Raw genomic sequence first — 17,746 nt, 5'->3', positions numbered from 1 at the left:
ATGACAGCATCAACGGGAGACCCGACGGACGAATCGACGGACGAATCGACCAGCGGCCTGCCGGGCGTCGAGCGGCGACCGCTGCTGAAGGCGCTCGGGGTCGGTGCCACCCTCTCGCTCGGGAGCGGCCTCGCGACCGCCAGCGCCGGCGAGGACGAGATGCACCCGCAGTACGGGTACGCGACGCCGGACGCCGCGGACCTTCCCGCCGGGCTAGAGGCGGACCACGAGGTCGAACTTCACACCGAAATCCCGAACGAGGAATCGGCGGACCACGCACCGTTCTACGCCCACTTCGAACCGAGCGGACTGCACGTCAGTGCCGGCGACGTCGTGCAGTTCACGTTCAGGTCGCCCGACCACACCGTCACCCCATACCATCCCGGACACGGCTACCAGCGACGGGTGCCGAAGAACGTGCCGCCGTTCTCGTCGCCCATCGTGAACGTCGGGGGAGCGTGGCTCTACCGGTTCGAGGAGCCGGGACTGTACGACCTGTTCTGCGCGCCCCACCACGTGTTCGGGATGACCGCGCGAGTCGTCGTCGACGACATGGTCGACGGGGAGGTTCCGGACTACGAGTCGACGTTCGAGGGTAGCGAAGATCCACTGCTGTTCGCGCCGTGGAGCAAGCAGGTGATGAACCACGAACTGAATGCGTTCAGCGCGAAGAACGAGAACGCCGAGTGGCCGTACATGACGCCACAGGCCGTCCTCGACGCGGACGCGCTCGACCCCGAAGCGATCCAGATAGCTGGAACGGTGTCCTTCGACGCGGTGCGCGACGAACTCGGCTATCCGAGTCCCGAGAGGTAGGGTCCCGACGTCCGCTCGCTTCGCCGACCGTTCCGGAGCGACCCCCTCCTCGCGGCGGGAGGCCGACGGCGTGTGCGACGCGCGCCGTGGCAACTGGACCGGGTGATCGGAGCGTCCATCGGCCGGGCGACCCTTCCAGTGGTCACAACCACTTCAGGGACCCCTCGGGCGATTGTACTCCTATTACTCCTAGATACTCCTTGCCCGAAAGCTTTTGACTGGAATTGGTGTTAGATAACGCGGTATGGCCTGCAACGGCGTACCGTACGTCCAGAAAGCGTGTGCGTACATCACCCGGAACGAGCGCGAACTGCTCGTGTTCGAGGGACCGGACCACGACGGACTGCAGGTTCCGAAAGGGACGGTCGAGGCCGACGAACAGCCTCGCACGGCAGTACTGCGCGAGATCGCCGAAGAGAGCGGGCTTGGCGCCGTCGGTGCCCTGGCGCATCTCACCACCGATACGTGGACGCGTCGTCGCTCACCACCGAAACGCTACGTCCGGCATTTCTCCCGCGCGACCGTCCACGAACCGTGCAACCGCTGGACGCACACCGTCACCGGCGACGGCGACGAGAACGGCCACGAGTTCGAGTACTCGTGGGTCGACCTCCCACCGCGTGACGAGTTCGCGCTCGGCCTCGACGACTACGTCCATCTCCTCGAGTGATCCGTCGTGAGCGACGCCCGATCGACGAACTCCGACGGCGCCCCACGTGCAGGACGAGAACGGATCACGAACTGGCCGCGCACGCTCGTCGGCGCCGTCGCCCGGCGCCCGCTACTGCGCCGGATGCTACGCCCCGTGGTGGTGTTCGTCGCCATCGTCGTCGCGGGCGTGGCCGGCTTCAGTACGCTCGACGGCATCGGCATCGTGGACGCACTGTTCTGGTTGCTCGACCCCACGAGCATCGAACTCCACTTCCGAACCCACGACGGTCCGGCGACGCTCGTCAAGGGCTACGCGATCGTGGTGCTCAGCGGACTCGTCGTTGCCAGTCTGTGGATCGGTGAGACGCTCGTCTCGGCCACGTTCGGCGGACAGATACAGGAAGAACTCGAACAGATGCAACTCGAACGCAACGTCACAGAACTCGACGACCACGTCATCGTCTGTGGCTACGGCACGTTCGGGCAGACGATCGCTGCCCAGCTCCGTGACGCGGACCGCGACGTGGTCGTCGTCGAACACCAGGACGCACAGTACCAGCGAGCGATCGACGACGACGTGCTCGCCATCAACGGCGACGCCCGCCGCGAAGACGTGCTCACCGAGGCCGGCGTCAAACGGGCCGACACCGTCATCGGCGCGATCGACGACTCGAACGCGAACATCCAGATCTCCATCGCAGCGAGCCAGCTCGCCCCGACGGTCACGCTCGTCGTCCGGGCCGGCGACCAGCGCGACGAGGCGCTGGCCCGGCGGGCCGGCGCGGACGAGGTGGTCATCCCCGAGGTCGTGAGCGGAGAACACGTCTGCACGAACCTCTGAACGGGCGACAGCCGACCGACACCGGCGACCTGGAAGAACAGATTCGGCGGGGCCTCTTTCGGCCGGGAGAGCCGCGCCGCGTTAGCTACTCGCGTCCGATGCGAAATCGTGTTCGAGTTCGACCTCCGCGTCACCAGCCTCGACGGTCACCGCCAGACTTCCGCTGGTGGGGGCCTCGAACGTGAGTTCGCCGTTGCTACCGGTCGTGCCGACGATTTCGCCGTTCACCACGACGGTCGCGTTCGCGACGACGCTGGCGTCCTCCGTTACGCGGATGGTCGCGCTCTCGCCGGGGACGACCTTGCCGACGAGCTTCGCGTTCAGTCCGGCAGCTGCCTGCCCGCCCGCGTCCCCATCGTCTTTCTCCTCGTCCTGCTCGTCTTCGTGGCCGAACTCCATGTCCAGTTCCGCCTCGTCGTCGCCCTTCTCGACTGTGACCTTCGCTTTCGCCCCACCGGGAAGCTGGGCCGTGACTCGGCCATCGGCGTCAGTCGTGCCCACGACGTCTCCGCCGATTCGAACGGTCGCGTTCCGGACCGGTTCGCCGTCGCGGGTCACCTCGACGGTGACGTTCCCGGTCTGCGAGACGTTGCCGACGAACTGAGCGTTCAGTCCGTCACGCCGCTCCTGGTCGCCAATCGGTTCGATCGGAACGTCCGTGCCGGACTCGCTGATGACCGGCTTGAGGATGTACTTCCCGCTCTTGCCGGCCTTGTGCACCGCGATGTCGAAGACGAAGTCCACCTGCGATCCGTTCTCGATCGTGAACTCCTCGTTGATGTGGAGCTTCTTGCTCGGAAGCTTCACGCGGACCTGCTCGCCGTTCTGCAGCGTCGCGTTCACTTCGCCAACGTGCACGAACACCTTCCCGTAGGTGCCGCTCTCGATTGCGTACTCGTCGACGAGCGTCGAGTTCGGTCCCTGGAGTTCCGTCAGGTCGACCGTCCTGTCGTCGACCTCGCGTTCGACCCAGCCGCCACCGTCCGCGGCCGTGTCGTCGTCTGCAGACGTACCGTTGTCAGCTGTAGACGTACCGTTCTCGGCCGCAGCCGTGGCGTTCGCGGACGCGTTCGCGTCAGCAGACGCACTGCCGTCCGCAGACGTGCGTTCGAACCCGACGCGCGTCACGGTCACGTTCAGGTGCTGGAAGTCGCCGATGGCGTTCTTCTCGTCGCTGACGTAGAAGGCGACCGTACCCGCGTCGGACGCCCCCGCGGGCTGTGTGGTGTCGGTCTGCTCCCCGTCCGTCGTCGGGGACCCGGTCGAACCGGAGAGACCGCCCACGCAGCCGGCGAGGAGGACGATGCTTGCTACGAGGACCGCTCGGAAGTGTCGTCGTGCCATACGAGTCGAGTACCTGCCCTGTCCGTACTTCAAGATAGACAACCGTCCGACTCGATTTACTCCATTCATCGTTGTTTACACGCGCTCGTAACGATTCATGCAGGCCGTTTTCCAGGGATTCGGGGAGCTATATCGACGTCGACGGTTCAACGGTTTAGTCGGTCTGTAACCCCGCGAATCGCCAACCACTATCGGAACGAATCGCTTCTCGACGGCCGTCACTTGCTCGTAGCTATCACGCAGATTGACAGTCTGCGGCCGGGCGAGACCGCGGGGCTGGCGTGACACTCCTCCCCTTCGTGGCGCTCATCCGGGGACCGGTGCGGAAGCCGTCGTCCCCGAAGATAGAGTCGGCGGGGTTCAGGAACTGTCGTGGGGCGCTGATGGTCGTCGTCGGTTCGATGAACCTCGTCTGGATGGCGGCGATCACCGTCGTGGTGTCAGCCGAACTGCTCGTCCCCCGCGGTGAACAGCTGGCCGTTGCCACCGGCGCGCTCTTCGCCATCGGCGGGGTCGCAGTGCTCCTCGTCGGATACTCGTAGGCTCCGTGGATTCCGGACACCCGCCGGGTGACACGATCGGGACCGTGGGCGATCGCCCGAACCAATCAGTACTCGTTTCCAGAACCGCTTCGAGCGTCCGGGCGAACAAGCACGCTTCTGCTGGAGCGCCGTCTCTGACAGTCTTCACCCGAACTGATCGCGCCACGGCCCAACTCGCCCATCTGCTACGTTGGCAACGCCACGATGAGCGCCACGAGGAACAGCGGGACGGCGAACAGGGCGGCGTACCAGGCGCTCGCGATGACCAGTAGCGCCCACGTTCCGGGCCTGTAGCCCGTCGCGTCCCAGTCGAGGCCGATGCGGGGAAGGACGAGTCCCGCCAGCATCGGGATGCCAACAACGTAGCCGACCGAGAGAGGAACGGTCACGTTCAAAATCGCGTTGGCGATGACGGCGCCACTCGCGTCGGCCGTTCTGGAGAGGGTGACAACGAAGCCGACGACGTACGGGGCCGATCCACCGACCATCACCCCGAGATAGGCGACGAGCGGGAATCGCCGCGGTGGCAGGGCACGGACGAGCGACCTGAGGCGAGCCGACAGGAGGAACGGACTCCAGAGAACGGCCGCCACGACGCCGGGGGCGAACGCAAGTAACGAGAGTACGACCACCCCGGTGAGCTCTTGACCGAGCATCGGGAAGGGGACCATAGCAGGCTCTTACGCGAATGGGGAATATGTCTTCTGTCTGCGTCCGTCTTCTACCTGCCGATACGGCTCATGGTGGGTATACCTCCCCTGTGAGCCCATTCGAAACTGTGACCCCAATCAAAACTGTCCGTTCATCCAGTGTGGGTCGCGGACGTCGCGCAATCGTGTCGGAGTCGGGTCACTGTCACTTCCGCGCTGTGCGGACGGCTCGGTTCCGATACCGTTCCAGCTAGCTGTCCCGGCGTGTCATAGAAACGTCCACACACCTTGCCGTGCTCATCCGCGAATGACCGATACAGTTGCGGGGCTGATCGTCCGTTTCTTTTCGAGTATCGGCGCTCAGAACGTCAGTTAGTAGGTGGTCGTGAGGTGATTTCTTGAGCCCCGCACTCCGGACACTCGTCGTACTCGGTCTGGAACTGTGCGTCACAGTTCTGGCATTGGTAGTCGATCTTCTCCTCGGCGTCGGCATGCTCCTCGGCAGCCTCTTTCGCTTTCTGTTTGAACTGTTCGGCCTGTCGACCCAGCTTGTTGAAAATGCCCATCGCTTGCCTTGAGCAAAGAGATTGAAGTGGATAAGCGTTTGTGGCGAGCGATGGTGACTTCGCATAGCTACGTACTAGCTGGTTCACAACGGTTCCAGTTGAAATGAACTGCCGTGCGGAGCGTTCTATGACAGGCTCAGCTGTCCAGCTACCGTGACGAATGACGGCGGATCGAAACTGGACGGACGACGCTCGAACTGCCGCGCTCGACCACGAGCACTGACGAACGACGCGTCGAGACGTCCGGCGAGTGTCCGCGGCCGGTCGGAACTGACACACCCTATCCCGGTGCGCGGAACGCTTTCAGTCGGAAGTGGAGGATTACCGGTTCGGCGACCGCCTCTTGCCCGGTCCACGTCACCGTCACTTCGGTGAGTCGGTACGACGGCCCGACGGGCACCTTCTCCGACGAGAGGTGGGCCCGCCATCCCTCGCCCTCGATTTCGGCGTCGCTTCGGCGTTCTCCGCCGAGATTCTCTAGATACCCCATGGCCTGTTCGAGCGTGAGCCCACGGAAGCGGCGCGTGACGTTGAGGACGCCGTCCTCGACCGACTGTTCGACCGGTGGAATCGCGTCCAGTGCTGCTTTCCGCCTCTCGTAGCGCGCCCCGGACTCGGATTGACTCATCGTGAAACCCCTCACCAGCACCTAGCGCTCACGGGCAATAACCGTTCGTTCGATTCTCACGCGCTGGAGACCGGACGTGAGATACCTCGTCACGCAACCGTGGACAACCCTTTTCTATAAGTCGCCGTCACCACGACGGTTCGTTCGATCGGTCGCCGGTCGTAGGCCGACGCTAACCTCCCGTAGTCCCGGAGATTGACTCCCGCGTCCCGCCCGAACTGTTCCGGTTGCTTTCGAAGTTTCTACGACGACTGGTACGCTAGACCATGGCCTGTTCATGGGCATATATATGGTGTTAGATAAGTCTACCAGTCGAGAAATGTCTGCGGAAACTCGGAACACGCGCAGTGTCGAACCGGAAGCAGGTACCGATGCGACCGCCTTCTGGAGGACCGCGTTCAGGTCGCTCGTCGACACGTTCCCGGAGCCGGCGTTCGTCGTCGAGGAGACGGGGCACATCACGCGCTGGAACGACGGCGCCGAATCCCTCACCGGCTACCCGGCGGAGAAGGTCGTCGGGCAACACGCGTACGACGTCTTCGGGACGGAAGGACAGGACGAGACCCTCGCAGAGGAAGTCATCCGGACCGGCCAGGTCATCCGCGAGGACGAGATCCGGTCGGCGGAGACGCCTGACGGGACGAAGCACGCCCGTGCGCTCGGCGTCCCGATCGCGGACCCGGACGGCGACGTCGTCGGGGCCGTCGAAGTGCTCACCCAGGTGACGACGCTCATCGAACAGCAACAGCAGATCCAGGACCTCCAGGACCAGATGACCGACGAGGTCGAGAGTGCCGTCGGGGAACTCAACGACTCGGCGACCGACGTCGCCGAGAACTCACAGGAGATCAGCGAACTCGCCGAGGAACAGTCCGACAGCCTCACCGAAGTCCAGGAGGAGGTGTCGACGTTCAGTGCGACGGTCGAAGAGATCGCCTCCAGCGCGGAGGAGGTCAGCAGCCAGAGCGAGCAGACGAAGGCGCTCGCCGAGGAGTCGGCGGACGCGGCGCGGGAGACGCTCGACACGATGGACGAAGTGGCGGCGGAGGCAGACAGCGTCGCGGACGACGCGACGGAGCTCGCCGAGGGCATCGACGAGATCGACGAGATCGTCGACGTCATCAACGACATCGCCGACCAGACGAACCTGCTCGCGCTCAACGCCAACATCGAGGCCGCGCGAGCCAGCGAGAGCGGTGACGGCTTCGCCGTGGTCGCCGAGGAGATCAAGGACCTCGCCGAACAGTCGAAAGAACGGGCGGACGACATCGAACGCATCGTCTCGGACGTCCGCGGAACCACGCTGGACACGGTCGAGAGCGTCGAGACGACGAACGAGGAGATCGGTGCCGTCGTCGGGGAGATCCAGACCGTCGTCGAGAACCAGGAGGAGATCCTGAGCGCGCTGGAGGACACGGACTCCGGGATCACCGAGATAGCGAGCGCGACCGACGAACAGGCCGCGAGCGCGGAGGAGATCGCGAGCATGGTCGATTCGGTCGCCGACCGTGGAGAGGAGGTCGCCGGAGCCGTCCAGAACGTCGCGGCGGCGAACGAGGAGCAGACGATGATGGTCGAGGACATCGAGGAGAGCATCCTGACCATCGAACAGGACATCGAGGACGTCCTCGAGTAACGCCGCTCCGTCGCTATCTCAGCACAGTCGCCGTCCGCTCGACGGGACGTGTTGCGGTAGAGCACTGCGGAACGAGCGAAACGAAGCCCTGAAACTGCTCACGCCGCGTCCACCCTCCGATACGGCTCGACGAACGCGTCCGTTACCGTAGCTACCGGTTGAACGTCGACGAAGACGCGTCTGGCGATCCAGAGACGTGCTCACCCGACAGTATCCGGGGTCACTCGAAGACCCGAGTCGTACGGGATTTCGAGGGTCGTCTGCTGTCGTTCTGCGAAGCGGCCGCTGAGCACCGGTCGCAGCATCGGCTACTGCGAAGGCCGACCCAACGGTTCGCTACCCAGGAGGAGACTTTCACGCGTCGAATCAATCCTGACGTATCGAACTGCGTCGGAATCGACTAATAGAGGTCCTGGCCCGGCGACTCTGGCTGTCCGTATCTGATGATAAAGACACCCATCGCTGCGAGGAAGAGTCCAAATCCACTCAGAACGAGTTGAACGACGAGGTTGTCGAAGACGAGTTGGTCCGTCCCCCCGCCGACGTTGCTCACGAACACTATCCCTGGAACTGCTCTGAGGAGGAACAGTACAGCAGGTGCGATACCGATCACGATCATTGTCGCGCCCAGCGTCAACTTGTGAATCTCGTCTCGTCCCATCTGATGTATTTGACACTTCCCAGCGTTTCTCTATCTCACTGTCGAACGCCCATGGGTCGCTGTAGTGAGTCGTACTCACTCGATCTGGAAAAGGGTACCTTCTAATTCCCCGGATTCGTTCTGCCGGCACCGCTATTAGTGTCGACACCCAACGAAGAGGCTCGTCTAATTCGACTGCGCTGTAAAGCAAACGACTGCAGGACAGAAGTCAAAGCATGTAAAATCGGTACAGGATGGTGAGTATCACTGCATAAGTGAGTCCATCTCTCACTGCACGGTTCACGTCGGCATTATAAAGATATTCTGTTGGGCAGAACAGTATAGTGAAATATAGAAACACCACCACAAGCTCCATCTCACCACTATCTATGTTGGGCAATATTGCATAATCCAATATTATCCCTAACGGAACGATAATTAAGACAAAATACAGAAGCGGATTCTTTGCGTTTTCCCAGTCCATGTTTCTCTCAGGGAACATCACGACATCGTGATAGCGTGATATCTATTGGTGGCAGGCACAAATGTATTACTGGCAGAGACCAGCCATTTCACAGAGCGTCTGTGCGTTATTTCCGGAGCATCCCGTTCGCGTAATCGTGTTACAGAGTTTGCCGATCACGCCGAAACAGGTGGCGCCTGCTGGTGCAGCAGCACTGAGAGCAGCGCAAATAGCTCCGACTCCTCCCGCACAGCCGATAAAGCACGCTATCGGAACAGCCCCCTTACAGTAAGGACAAACATCAGGATAGTCGGCGGTTCCAAATTCACCGGTTGGCTCGATCGAGTCCTGGTTGATCTTTGCCTTATCGACGCGAATCGATTCATCTTCGGCGATGTATTGTTTCACACGCTCGGGTTCACCGTCGCTGTAACTCATCACAGAACCAGTAGCTGAAACCACTCCATCCTGGGTCGTAGCAGTGATTTCCTTTCGAGGCTTGCCATCATCTAGGACGTATGAAGCGATATAATACGCGTTATCGTCCTGATCGAAGGACTTGAACACATCTGGAGTGGGTTCAATTTTCGCTTCCCCGTTATCCCGCATCTTCTTCGACACTAACTTGAACTCCTCGCTTCCCTGTATCGTCGCAAGTATCTTGCCCTTCTTTTTACCACTTATCTCCTCTATCTCTACGTCAGGGTCAGCATCCTTTGCCTGGCTACCACCAGCGGCACCTATCCCAGCAACACCTACTGCTCCTACTGTAGCCATACTTTTCAGTACCTTTCGACGGTTGAGTCCGTCGTGGCCGTTAGTTTCCGACATTTCATACACACTTATAAAATAAAAATATAAAAATGTATTGTAGCTAATCATATACTAATGGTTGATACTCGGTATCGATGCCGCCGGAACCGATTCAGAACGGGACGATACCCACCGGCACGGCAAACCATCCTCGAACTAGCGCGGTTGGCGGACCGGTGTCGCGAGTGACTTAGCTCGGCGTCACGATAGAAGGTGCAGCAAGGCCGGAGCGTTCGATGCGACGGCTTGTTATCGCGCGGTCACGGAGGGGCGCGACGGGTGTGACGTCAGGGGGCAGTGTTCGACCGGTACCGGTTCGAGCCGTTCAGGCACCGGTTCCACGCTGATGAGCAGCATCTGACGCCCTGTCTGCAGTGGGGCATCGAGGAACGGGGTCCAATATTGCTGTTCTATGAGGAAGAGCGCAAAACTGTTGTTCTGATTCCAGTCCAGGCCTGAATTGACGATTCGCTGTCACCTCCGTAGCAACCGACAGCTATCCGGTCGGCGTCGACTGGCCACGCCGTTCGTCTCCTCGACGAGCATGGTCTGGTCCGAACGTATCGCTTCGAACGCGTCGAAACAACGTGAGCGGTGACACCTGTGACGGGAAGCGGCGTTCGAGCCGACCGGATGCCGGTCGACGTTCGACCGCTGAAGCGCCAGGGGCTGGTGGGCGGACCGCACCACGACGATATATCCGTGTCGGTGCCGTACCGTCGTCGGTGCCAGCAAACGGTCTGCAACCAGGGTGGTGGGGAGCATCGTGACCGACTCCACGACGACAGCGACCGCCCCGTCCGACGAGACGGCGGTCTCCGTTCAGCAGGTGCGCAAGACGTATCGCGTCGGCCAGCCCGTCCACGCCCTCGACGGCATCTCCTTCGAGTTGCCGCGTGGCTCCTACACGGCGGTCATGGGACCGAGTGGCTCCGGCAAGAGCACCCTGATGAACCTGATCGGGTGTCTCGACACGCCGACCGACGGGACGGTCGTCGTCAACGGTCGGGACGTGACGAGCCTCTCCGACCGCGAGCGAACGCGGCTCCGCGGCGAGGAGATCGGCTTCGTCTTCCAGACGTTCAACCTGATGCCGCGACTCAGCGCCCTGCAGAACGTCGCCCTGCCGATGGTCGCCCGGGACGTCGCTCGCGACCAGCGGACCGAGCGCGCACAGACGCTGCTGGACCGCGTCGGGCTGGCCGACCGCGCCGACCACCTGCCGAACGAGCTGTCGGGCGGGCAGCGCCAGCGGGTCGCCATCGCCCGGGCGCTCGTCAACGACCCGACGCTGCTCCTGGCCGACGAACCGACGGGCAACGTCGACACCGAGACGGGCGCGACCATCATGGACCGCTTCGCCGACCTCCACGCCGCCGGCAACACGCTGCTGGTGGTGACCCACGAGCGCCGGATCGCCGAGCACGCCGACCGGATACTCCACCTCCTCGACGGCAGACTGGAGCGCATCGAGACCGTCGAGTCACCGCGACGCACACCGGTCGACGACCGGGAGGTCGACTGATGGACGCCCTCGAAAGCTTCCGGATGGCCTGGCGGTCGATCCGCGGTCACCGCCTCCGCTCGACGCTGACCACGCTCGGGGTCGTCATCGGCGTCGGGGCAGTCATCACGTTCGTCATGCTCGGGGCAAGCCTGGAGAGTGCTGTCATCGGTGACGTCGCCGCCGGGCAGTCACCGACGATGACCGTGACGACCCAGCCGGAAGGCGCGCAGGGAGGTCCAGGGATAGAGAGCGGACAGACGGTCTTCACCGAACACGACGTCCAGGAGATCCAGGGCCTCCAGGGAGTCGAAGCGGTCGTTCCACAGGGAAGCGTCTCGCTCTCCGGCGTCGCGTTCCGCAACCAGACCGTCGGCCTCTCGTCGATGGTCGCGACCACGCCCGGCTACTTCGAACGAACAGGACGAGAGAACTTCTCTGCCGGGGGTGCCTTCGCGCTCGGCGAACGCGAGGTCGTCCTCAACAACGCGGCGGCGACGGTCTTCGAGGAGAACGTCTCGGTCGGGGAGACGATGGCGATCACGTACAGCAGTGGTGAGACGGTGAACGCGACCGTCGTCGGCATCCTCGAAGCGCCGTCCGGAGGTGGCTTCCAGCCGGGTGGCGGTCTCAGCCGACCGCTGGTGTACGGTCCGACCGACCCCTTCGTGCAGACCCGGCTCGCGAGCCCGTCGACGGGCGACCGCCAGCGCGTCTACTCGCAGCTGACCGTCGTGGCAACGGAGTACGAACAGGTCGACGCCGTGTCAGAGCGTGTCGCGACCTACCTCGAGTCTGATTCCGACGCGCGCGAACTCCTCCCGTCGTCGTACGAGACGTCCGTCCAGACGAACGAGGAGTTCGTCGAGCAGATCCAGAGCATCCTGGACACGTTCACGGGGTTCATCACCGGCATCGCAGTCATCTCGCTCGTCGTCGGTGCCATCGGCATCGCCAACATCATGCTGGTCAGCGTGACCGAACGCACCCGCGAGATCGGGATCATGAAAGCCGTCGGATTCCAGAATCGCGACGTCCTCCAGCTCTTTTTGGTCGAGGCGGTCGTCCTCGGCGTGATCGGCTCCGTCATGGGAATCGTGGTCGGCGTCCTCGCCGGCTACGGGGCGACGCGGGTGCTCGATCTCCCGTTCACGTTCCCGCTGGAGTGGGCCGGCATCGCCGTCATCGTGGGGATCGTCGTCGGCGTGGTCGCAGGGCTCTACCCCGCGTGGAACGGTGCCCGAACCGATCCGATCGAAGCACTTCGGTACGAGTGAACGGCCAGTGCAGTATCCCTCCGGAGTGATTTGCGACTGTGTCGTAGCGTGCCATCTGGTCGCTTCATCTCTCCGAGTTCACCCCCGGATCAATCCACCACGGAACAATTGCTTATAATATTATGGTCGCGTTATTTTATATTTCTAAGGGAGGAAGCAGTTATAAAATAGCACGGAGTGCGAGCGACCATCGTGGCACGCTCCAGTTCGACGAGGACCAGCGCGACTCCTCGGAGACCGCCGGCGGCCTGACGGTGAGCGCGGCGGGGCCGATCGGATTCCGGTGGGGCGAGGACGGACTCGTGGAACCACCGTACGCCCCGGCGTTCTACACGAACTACGGCACGAACGCCGTCGACCTGGGAGCGCCCGGCAGCAACGCGGACCTCGACGCGATCGGAACGGGCGTACCCTGGGACCGCGACTTCGTGGTGAACACCATCGCAGTCCCGGAGTTCGACGAGGAGACGGGCGAGTACCTGGGTGCTACCTACGGTTACGACTGGTACGCCGGCACGTCGATGGCTGCACCGCAGGTCGCCGGCGCCGTCGCGCTGGTGAAGAGCGCGAACCCGCAATTCAACGCGAACCAGGTCAAGAGCGTCCTCGAGCGCACTGCATCGGTGCCAGACGAGTACGAGGAGAAGTACTACGGCTCGGGGTACCTGGACACGTACGGTGCCGTGACGTCCGCCCGGCCCTGACGGGGGAGCCTGGCCGTCGAACTTCTGGGCTTCTTCCTCCGTGAGGGTATCAACCATCACCGTCCGCGAGCGTTCGCGCGGAATCCGCTTGACGACTGCCGAGACCCTCAATACACGGGCGTGTGGGTGCGTCGTGACGAACTCTCAGCGTGACCGAACGCTGTCCTATCGAATCGCTGCGTTGGTCGACGAGGTTACGATTCGTCGTTGAACGAGGGCGAGGCGATGTGACCCGCCTGTAGACGGACGACGCGGCTGACACGGCCGAGAACAGCCCTCCTCGATCGACATCGGCATTCCAATCCGCGCGTCCAAAAATGGGAACCACGATACAGAGGTGCGGTCAGGTCGAAACGATCCACTCCCCCACTGGCGAGTCTTTCGATTCACGGTGAAGAGTGCTCCACGTGAGTTGATCTCGGGGAGGAGTGACCCGTCCTCGGCGTCCCGGTCCCCCCGGATATCTTGGAAGGTGACGATTCGTCGTCCGGAACGACGAGGTCGAGTATCACATCTCGACCAGTGCGGATCGGTCGAACTCTACCCGCACAGGTGAGCCTTCGTCGAACTGTTTTCGAGGGTGTTCGACGACGGTGAGGGAAACGTCATTGACGCGGACCTCGTACCGCGTCTGGTCTCCCAGGAACGTCGCCTCCACTATCGTCCCTCGAGTACGTTCTTCCTGTTCGGACGCGACGGATCGCCGATCACCATCGGTCGCTGCGACGGGAAGCAAACGGAGATCTTCAGGCCGAATACCCACCTCGGAGAGGCAACTACTCACGCGATGACCGAACGCTTGCGCCAGCACGTCCGTCGAGAGCGCGTTGATCTCGCCGACAAAGTTTGCGACGAACCCATTTTCCGGTGATCGGTACACGTCGACCGGTGACCCGACCTGTTGCAGTGTCCCGTCACGCAAAACAGCCATACGGTCCGCAATCTGCATCGCATCTTGCTGGTCGTGTGTCACGTAAACCGTCGTGACGCCGATCTCCGATTGAATCCGGTCCAGCTCCGACAGCATACGGTTTTTCAAGCGTGCATCGAGACTCGAAAAACACTCGTCAAGCAGGAGTAACGACGGGTCTGGGGCGAGTGCTCGTGCCACGGCGACCCGTTGCTGTTGTCCGCCGCTCAGGTCACCTGGATACCGCTCATCGTATCCGTCCAACTCGACGAGTGAGAGAACCTCTGAAACACGCTCGCGTACGGTGGCTGCTGCCACTCCATCCGCAGTGAGTGGGAAGGCGACGTTTTCACGGACCGTCTTGTGCGGCCAGAGTGCGAAGTTCTGGAAGACCATTCCGATGTCTCGGGCCTGCGGCCGCACCTGCACCGAGTTCGAGGAGACCGGCTGGCCAGCGAGTGTGACCTGACCCCGATCGACTGCTTCGAGCCCGGCGATGGCTCGGATCAGGGTCGATTTGCCACTCCCACTCGGTCCGACTATCGAGAGTACTTCGCCTTCGGTGATGTCGATCGAGACGTCTCGAACCGCATTGACGTCGCCATAGCTGACCGTGAGCTCTTCCAGTTCGAGCAAGGGGTTGTCGGAAGTCATGCTGTGATGAGTTGGTCGAGATCAACTGCTGTCAGTCGTTTCACCGTGAGGACACCTACGAGAATGACCGCGGATACGATGATAAGAAGGGCTGCAGCACGGGAGTAGAGTTCAGGATTCTGCGGCGCATTCAACATATAGAAAACCTGGTACATTATCGGTGGTGCGTCGGTGATCGACGAGACGGAGAACGCACCCTGCGTGAACGGCTGTGGCGAATAAAGGAACATGATGACGTCGAGCTCTTTGACCGCAAAGATGAACACGAGTATCCAGGAGGCGACCAGTGAGCGACGGACAAGCGGAACCAGAATCGCCCGAAACACACCGGGGAAGCCGGCGTTGTTGAGATAACCTGCTTCGACGAGCGAGTCGTCGATCTGGACCAGCGAACTCGCGGTGCTCTGGACACCGAATGGCAGGTTCCGTACAGTCGTAACGACGATGACGAGGAAGATCGAGCCGTACAGGAACCGGAGGTTGAGTGAGCTACCTGGTACGGGGAGCGGTTGCGACACGACCAGAAGGTATGCGACACCGAGGGCAACCCCTGGAAGGACGAACGAGACCAACGAGAGGCCGTAGGTAGTGAGTTTCAGGAACCGGTTGGTCCCAGCGACCAGGACGTACGAGACGAACAGACTCGTGATCGTTCCGATCGTCGCAGCACTGATTCCGATGATCATCGAGTTGAGCAGGCTATACCCCAGCGGTGGAGAGCTGAGAATAGCCCTGTAGGCGTCGAGAGACATGGCACTTACGTCGAATAGCGCCCACGAGGGGGACACCGACTGCAACCCGAGGAACCCGAGCGGGACGACGACCGTGGAGAGAAACACTCCGAGAACGACGAGAGAGATCGGGGTCCGATACGCACCTAACTCGAAGAGAGCACTGTGAGTTCCCTGCCCGCTCACCGTTTCCGTTCGGCTCCGCTCGAGCATGACGTAGTATCCGAGGAACGGGAGCAACGAAACGACGGTCAGCAACAACGACGCGATCGCCGCAATCGGCATGATGGTCGGCGTCGAGAGTGCGTTCTGGTAGAGCGCGAAGATCTGTGTGGAGAGTACTCGATACGGATCTGACCCGCCGCCGAGAATCTCGACCGGGGCGAAGACGGCGAGCGACGAGAACGCGACGAGAGCACCACTCCCGACGACGGCAGGGCCAGCAAGCGGCAGGACGACCTCGCGCAGTGCAGTACGCTTCGGTACCCCGTGAACGAACGCTGCTTCCAGCAACCGGAAATCGATCTTCCGGAACGCTGCACTCGTGATCAAGTAGACGAAAGGGTAGAAGTGAACCGCGAGGACGAGCACCATCGGCTCCGGGCCGTAGCGGATAGTCGCAGGGAACTCGAGGCGCTGGCCCATGATGATCCACGCAGTCGCCAGGGCGAACGGCGGGAGGATCACCTGATAGATGGCGACCGTCGTGAGGAGCGATTTGAATCGGATGTCCGTCAGGCTCACGAGCGCTGCCAGTGTCGTTCCGACGACAACAGCAACGACTGTCGTTCCTGTGGCGACGACGAGTGAATGTTTCAGTGGCTGCCAGACGAGTGTCTCGGAGTACGTCGGTCCCCAGGTCGAGATAAACTGGTTTGGAACACCGAACAGGACGGACCGCCAGTAGGCGAGCGTCGCTACGTCGTCGATGACGACCGTCTTGGAAACCAGGATTGCGAGCGGGTACGCCGCAAACAGGACAAGAGGGGCGAGAAGCCCGAGCGCTATGAGCACCGGCGGACGGACGATCGAGCGGACGAGCCGATTCGAACGAAGCGCTCTGATCCTCGATCCGCTATCCATCTGTCAGTCGACCCTCCGGCTCACGAGCCCAGTCGAGAACGCGGTCGAGTGCAATGGTCGTGTCGATCGGATTCGTTATCTCTCCATCGCCGAGATGGTGTAACGGATCGATGGTCGACGCCAGGAGTTTCCCGGTTCCGAGTCGCTGTTCGTACATGATGACGCCCTCAGGGGCGGCGAGGAGTGGCGTCGCATCCGTCGGCGGGTCGAATCGCCCGTGGTAGTGCCAGGTGTACGCGTCGCTCGACACGTCGACAAACAGTGGATGGTCCGGTTCGAGAATCTCCACCTCGAGGTTCTCACCGCGCGCCCACCACGTGTAGTCGAACTCGACTGGATGCCACGTGCCACCGGGAAGCCACTGACGGAAGACGTCTCCGAACGCGAGAACCGTCCCACCGGCGCTGATGTACTCCTCGACCTGGTCGCGTTCAGATCGAAGCATCTCCTGGTTCGTCTTGTAGGGAACGACGAGGGTACCAACGTCTGTGAGGTCCGTCTCCGGGAGCGAACGAACCGGAATCGAATCGAACGAGTCGGCGTACGCACTCTCGGTAAGAACGTAGTCGTGAATCGGAACCCCCGAGTCCAGCACTGCGACGGACTCGTCTGTCTCACCGCTCATGGCGCTCCCCCTGTTCCCCGTCACTGACGGTGCTCACGTCGGTCATCCAGTCGAGTAGCCGCGCGACGACCTTCGGGAACGGCTCGTGGTCGCGAAACGCGGTATGGAACAGATCCGACCCTGCGGTGGCGAGAATCGTTCCCGAAGTGCTCTCTTCATCTACTGAGACGATGACTCTGTCCTCGCCATCGACGACGATGGGTTTCGCCCCCGCGGGTGGTTCGAGATACCCCCGCGTGAACCATCCGCTGACCCCTTCGTACAGATTCAGATCGCGCTCGGTGACCGGTTCGAAGACGGGGTGGTCGTGGGCCAGTTCGAGTTCGAGTGCGCGTGCCGACGTTGGATGTGAGTGCCAGCGGTATCCGGCGAGCCAATCGCGGAAGATCTTCGCGAAGGAGACGACGACCCCTCCCGCGTCGAGGTAGTCGGCGAACATGTCCGATTCGTGCGCCAGAAACTTCTGGTCGACGACGCTCGGAACGACGAGGCCATCGAAACTCGTCAGGTCGTGGTCCGGGAGGTCGTACATCGGAAGGGGTGTCGTCTCCGGGTGGGCATCGTCGGTCGCAACCTGATGGGTCGAGAGATAGCCTGCGTAGATGACCCCGATGGACGCGTCGACAGTCGAACTCGCCGACCGCACTGTGGACTGGGGCCTGGACATA

General features: G+C 62.2%; 19 protein-coding genes. 8 read left to right on the top strand and 11 right to left on the bottom strand.

Annotation, left to right across the window (positions count from 1 at the left end; all coding sequences use genetic code 11):
- From NKT36_RS00455 to NKT36_RS00445, 3 genes are all read left to right on the top strand, one after another.
- On the top strand, positions 1-816 hold the full coding sequence (locus NKT36_RS00455; RefSeq protein WP_327051984.1) for a cupredoxin domain-containing protein: 816 nt from the start codon (positions 1-3) through the stop codon (positions 814-816).
- Between the two features lie 244 nt (positions 817-1,060).
- Positions 1,061-1,486 (top strand): NUDIX hydrolase, encoded by a 426-nt coding sequence (locus tag NKT36_RS00450; RefSeq protein ID WP_327051983.1) that lies wholly within the window; start codon positions 1,061-1,063, stop codon positions 1,484-1,486.
- A 123-nt stretch (positions 1,487-1,609) separates the two neighbouring features.
- On the top strand, positions 1,610-2,308 hold the full coding sequence (locus tag NKT36_RS00445) for a potassium channel family protein (RefSeq protein ID WP_327053407.1): 699 nt from the start codon (positions 1,610-1,612) through the stop codon (positions 2,306-2,308).
- 81 nt (positions 2,309-2,389) lie between these two features.
- Here NKT36_RS00445 and NKT36_RS00440 read toward each other — a convergent pair whose 3' ends face one another.
- A complete protein-coding gene (locus tag NKT36_RS00440; RefSeq protein WP_327051982.1) occupies positions 2,390-3,652 on the bottom strand; it encodes a DUF4382 domain-containing protein in 1,263 nt (420 codons plus the stop codon).
- 281 nt (positions 3,653-3,933) lie between these two features.
- Between NKT36_RS00440 and NKT36_RS00435 the strand changes: the two genes are divergently transcribed.
- On the top strand, positions 3,934-4,194 hold the full coding sequence (locus NKT36_RS00435) for a copper chaperone (RefSeq protein ID WP_327051981.1): 261 nt from the start codon (positions 3,934-3,936) through the stop codon (positions 4,192-4,194).
- A 185-nt stretch (positions 4,195-4,379) separates the two neighbouring features.
- On the opposite strand, the gene NKT36_RS00430 is transcribed toward NKT36_RS00435, so the two are convergent.
- The 3 genes from NKT36_RS00430 to NKT36_RS00420 all read right to left on the bottom strand — a co-directional run bounded on the left by NKT36_RS00430 (position 4,380) and on the right by NKT36_RS00420 (position 6,038).
- Positions 4,380-4,865: a hypothetical protein gene (locus tag NKT36_RS00430; protein WP_327051980.1), complete on the bottom strand. Its 486-nt coding sequence runs from the start codon at positions 4,863-4,865 to the stop codon at positions 4,380-4,382.
- A 347-nt stretch (positions 4,866-5,212) separates the two neighbouring features.
- A complete protein-coding gene (locus NKT36_RS00425; protein ID WP_327051979.1) occupies positions 5,213-5,410 on the bottom strand; it encodes a hypothetical protein in 198 nt (65 codons plus the stop codon).
- A 280-nt stretch (positions 5,411-5,690) separates the two neighbouring features.
- Positions 5,691-6,038: a hypothetical protein gene (locus NKT36_RS00420; protein ID WP_327051978.1), complete on the bottom strand. Its 348-nt coding sequence runs from the start codon at positions 6,036-6,038 to the stop codon at positions 5,691-5,693.
- Between the two features lie 319 nt (positions 6,039-6,357).
- Between NKT36_RS00420 and NKT36_RS00415 the strand changes: the two genes are divergently transcribed.
- A complete protein-coding gene (locus tag NKT36_RS00415; RefSeq protein WP_327051977.1) occupies positions 6,358-7,674 on the top strand; it encodes a methyl-accepting chemotaxis protein in 1,317 nt (438 codons plus the stop codon).
- Positions 7,675-8,074: 400 nt separating this feature from the next.
- On the opposite strand, the gene NKT36_RS00410 is transcribed toward NKT36_RS00415, so the two are convergent.
- The 3 genes from NKT36_RS00410 to NKT36_RS00400 form a co-directional block, all read right to left on the bottom strand.
- The gene (locus NKT36_RS00410; RefSeq protein WP_327051976.1) at positions 8,075-8,335 is read right to left on the bottom strand and encodes a hypothetical protein; all 261 of its coding nucleotides are present in this window, start codon (positions 8,333-8,335) and stop codon (positions 8,075-8,077) included.
- Positions 8,336-8,543: 208 nt separating this feature from the next.
- Positions 8,544-8,816 carry a hypothetical protein gene (locus NKT36_RS00405; protein WP_327051975.1) on the bottom strand — a complete coding sequence of 91 codons (273 nt, stop codon included), beginning with the start codon at positions 8,814-8,816 and terminating at the stop codon, positions 8,544-8,546.
- A 48-nt stretch (positions 8,817-8,864) separates the two neighbouring features.
- Entirely contained in the window at positions 8,865-9,608 is a 744-nt protein-coding gene (locus NKT36_RS00400) for a halocin C8-like domain-containing protein (RefSeq protein WP_327051974.1), read from the bottom strand.
- Positions 9,609-10,356: 748 nt separating this feature from the next.
- Here NKT36_RS00400 and NKT36_RS00395 point away from each other — a divergent pair.
- From NKT36_RS00395 to NKT36_RS00385, 3 genes are all read left to right on the top strand, one after another.
- Positions 10,357-11,115: an ABC transporter ATP-binding protein gene (locus NKT36_RS00395; protein ID WP_407652188.1), complete on the top strand. Its 759-nt coding sequence runs from the start codon at positions 10,357-10,359 to the stop codon at positions 11,113-11,115.
- Positions 11,115-12,371, top strand: a complete 1,257-nt coding sequence (locus tag NKT36_RS00390; protein WP_327051973.1) for an ABC transporter permease — start codon at positions 11,115-11,117, stop codon at positions 12,369-12,371. The genes NKT36_RS00395 and NKT36_RS00390 overlap by 1 nt, the downstream gene beginning before the upstream one ends.
- 122 nt (positions 12,372-12,493) lie before the next feature.
- Entirely contained in the window at positions 12,494-13,075 is a 582-nt protein-coding gene (locus NKT36_RS00385; RefSeq protein WP_327051972.1) for a S8 family serine peptidase, read from the top strand.
- A gap of 508 nt (positions 13,076-13,583) precedes the next feature.
- Here NKT36_RS00385 and NKT36_RS00380 read toward each other — a convergent pair.
- Genes NKT36_RS00380 through NKT36_RS00365 form a run of 4 tightly spaced genes read right to left on the bottom strand, consistent with a single transcriptional unit; the run spans position 13,584 to position 17,745 of the window.
- Positions 13,584-14,639: an ABC transporter ATP-binding protein gene (locus NKT36_RS00380; RefSeq protein WP_327051971.1), complete on the bottom strand. Its 1,056-nt coding sequence runs from the start codon at positions 14,637-14,639 to the stop codon at positions 13,584-13,586.
- Positions 14,636-16,453, bottom strand: coding sequence for an ABC transporter permease (locus tag NKT36_RS00375; protein ID WP_327051970.1), 1,818 nt, complete (start codon positions 16,451-16,453; stop codon positions 14,636-14,638). The genes NKT36_RS00380 and NKT36_RS00375 overlap by 4 nt, the downstream gene beginning before the upstream one ends.
- Positions 16,446-17,078, bottom strand: coding sequence for a hypothetical protein (locus tag NKT36_RS00370; RefSeq protein WP_327051969.1), 633 nt, complete (start codon positions 17,076-17,078; stop codon positions 16,446-16,448). Before NKT36_RS00370 ends, NKT36_RS00375 begins: the two co-directional genes overlap by 8 nt.
- Positions 17,068-17,745, bottom strand: coding sequence for a hypothetical protein (locus NKT36_RS00365; RefSeq protein WP_327051968.1), 678 nt, complete (start codon positions 17,743-17,745; stop codon positions 17,068-17,070). Before NKT36_RS00365 ends, NKT36_RS00370 begins: the two co-directional genes overlap by 11 nt.
- Position 17,746: the final 1 nt, after the last annotated feature.

It is taken from the genome of Halomicrococcus gelatinilyticus, from assembly GCA_024227995.1.
Classification (GTDB): domain Archaea; phylum Halobacteriota; class Halobacteria; order Halobacteriales; family Haladaptataceae; genus Halomicrococcus; species Halomicrococcus gelatinilyticus.
This window is presented reverse-complemented; position numbering and strand designations above follow the sequence as displayed.

Coding starts and splice junctions, on each gene's coding strand:
- NKT36_RS00455 (WP_327051984.1), top strand. CDS start 1: ATGACAGCATCAACGGGAGACCCGACGGACGAATCGACGGACGAATCG.
- NKT36_RS00450 (WP_327051983.1), top strand. CDS start 1,061: ATGGCCTGCAACGGCGTACCGTACGTCCAGAAAGCGTGTGCGTACATC.
- NKT36_RS00445 (WP_327053407.1), top strand. CDS start 1,610: ATGCTACGCCCCGTGGTGGTGTTCGTCGCCATCGTCGTCGCGGGCGTG.
- NKT36_RS00440 (WP_327051982.1), bottom strand. CDS start 3,652: ATGGCACGACGACACTTCCGAGCGGTCCTCGTAGCAAGCATCGTCCTC.
- NKT36_RS00430 (WP_327051980.1), bottom strand. CDS start 4,865: ATGGTCCCCTTCCCGATGCTCGGTCAAGAGCTCACCGGGGTGGTCGTA.
- NKT36_RS00425 (WP_327051979.1), bottom strand. CDS start 5,410: ATGGGCATTTTCAACAAGCTGGGTCGACAGGCCGAACAGTTCAAACAG.
- NKT36_RS00420 (WP_327051978.1), bottom strand. CDS start 6,038: ATGAGTCAATCCGAGTCCGGGGCGCGCTACGAGAGGCGGAAAGCAGCA.
- NKT36_RS00415 (WP_327051977.1), top strand. CDS start 6,358: ATGTCTGCGGAAACTCGGAACACGCGCAGTGTCGAACCGGAAGCAGGT.
- NKT36_RS00410 (WP_327051976.1), bottom strand. CDS start 8,335: ATGGGACGAGACGAGATTCACAAGTTGACGCTGGGCGCGACAATGATC.
- NKT36_RS00405 (WP_327051975.1), bottom strand. CDS start 8,816: ATGTTCCCTGAGAGAAACATGGACTGGGAAAACGCAAAGAATCCGCTT.
- NKT36_RS00400 (WP_327051974.1), bottom strand. CDS start 9,608: ATGTCGGAAACTAACGGCCACGACGGACTCAACCGTCGAAAGGTACTG.
- NKT36_RS00390 (WP_327051973.1), top strand. CDS start 11,115: ATGGACGCCCTCGAAAGCTTCCGGATGGCCTGGCGGTCGATCCGCGGT.
- NKT36_RS00385 (WP_327051972.1), top strand. CDS start 12,494: ATGGTCGCGTTATTTTATATTTCTAAGGGAGGAAGCAGTTATAAAATA.
- NKT36_RS00380 (WP_327051971.1), bottom strand. CDS start 14,639: ATGACTTCCGACAACCCCTTGCTCGAACTGGAAGAGCTCACGGTCAGC.
- NKT36_RS00375 (WP_327051970.1), bottom strand. CDS start 16,453: ATGGATAGCGGATCGAGGATCAGAGCGCTTCGTTCGAATCGGCTCGTC.
- NKT36_RS00370 (WP_327051969.1), bottom strand. CDS start 17,078: ATGAGCGGTGAGACAGACGAGTCCGTCGCAGTGCTGGACTCGGGGGTT.
- NKT36_RS00365 (WP_327051968.1), bottom strand. CDS start 17,745: ATGTCCAGGCCCCAGTCCACAGTGCGGTCGGCGAGTTCGACTGTCGAC.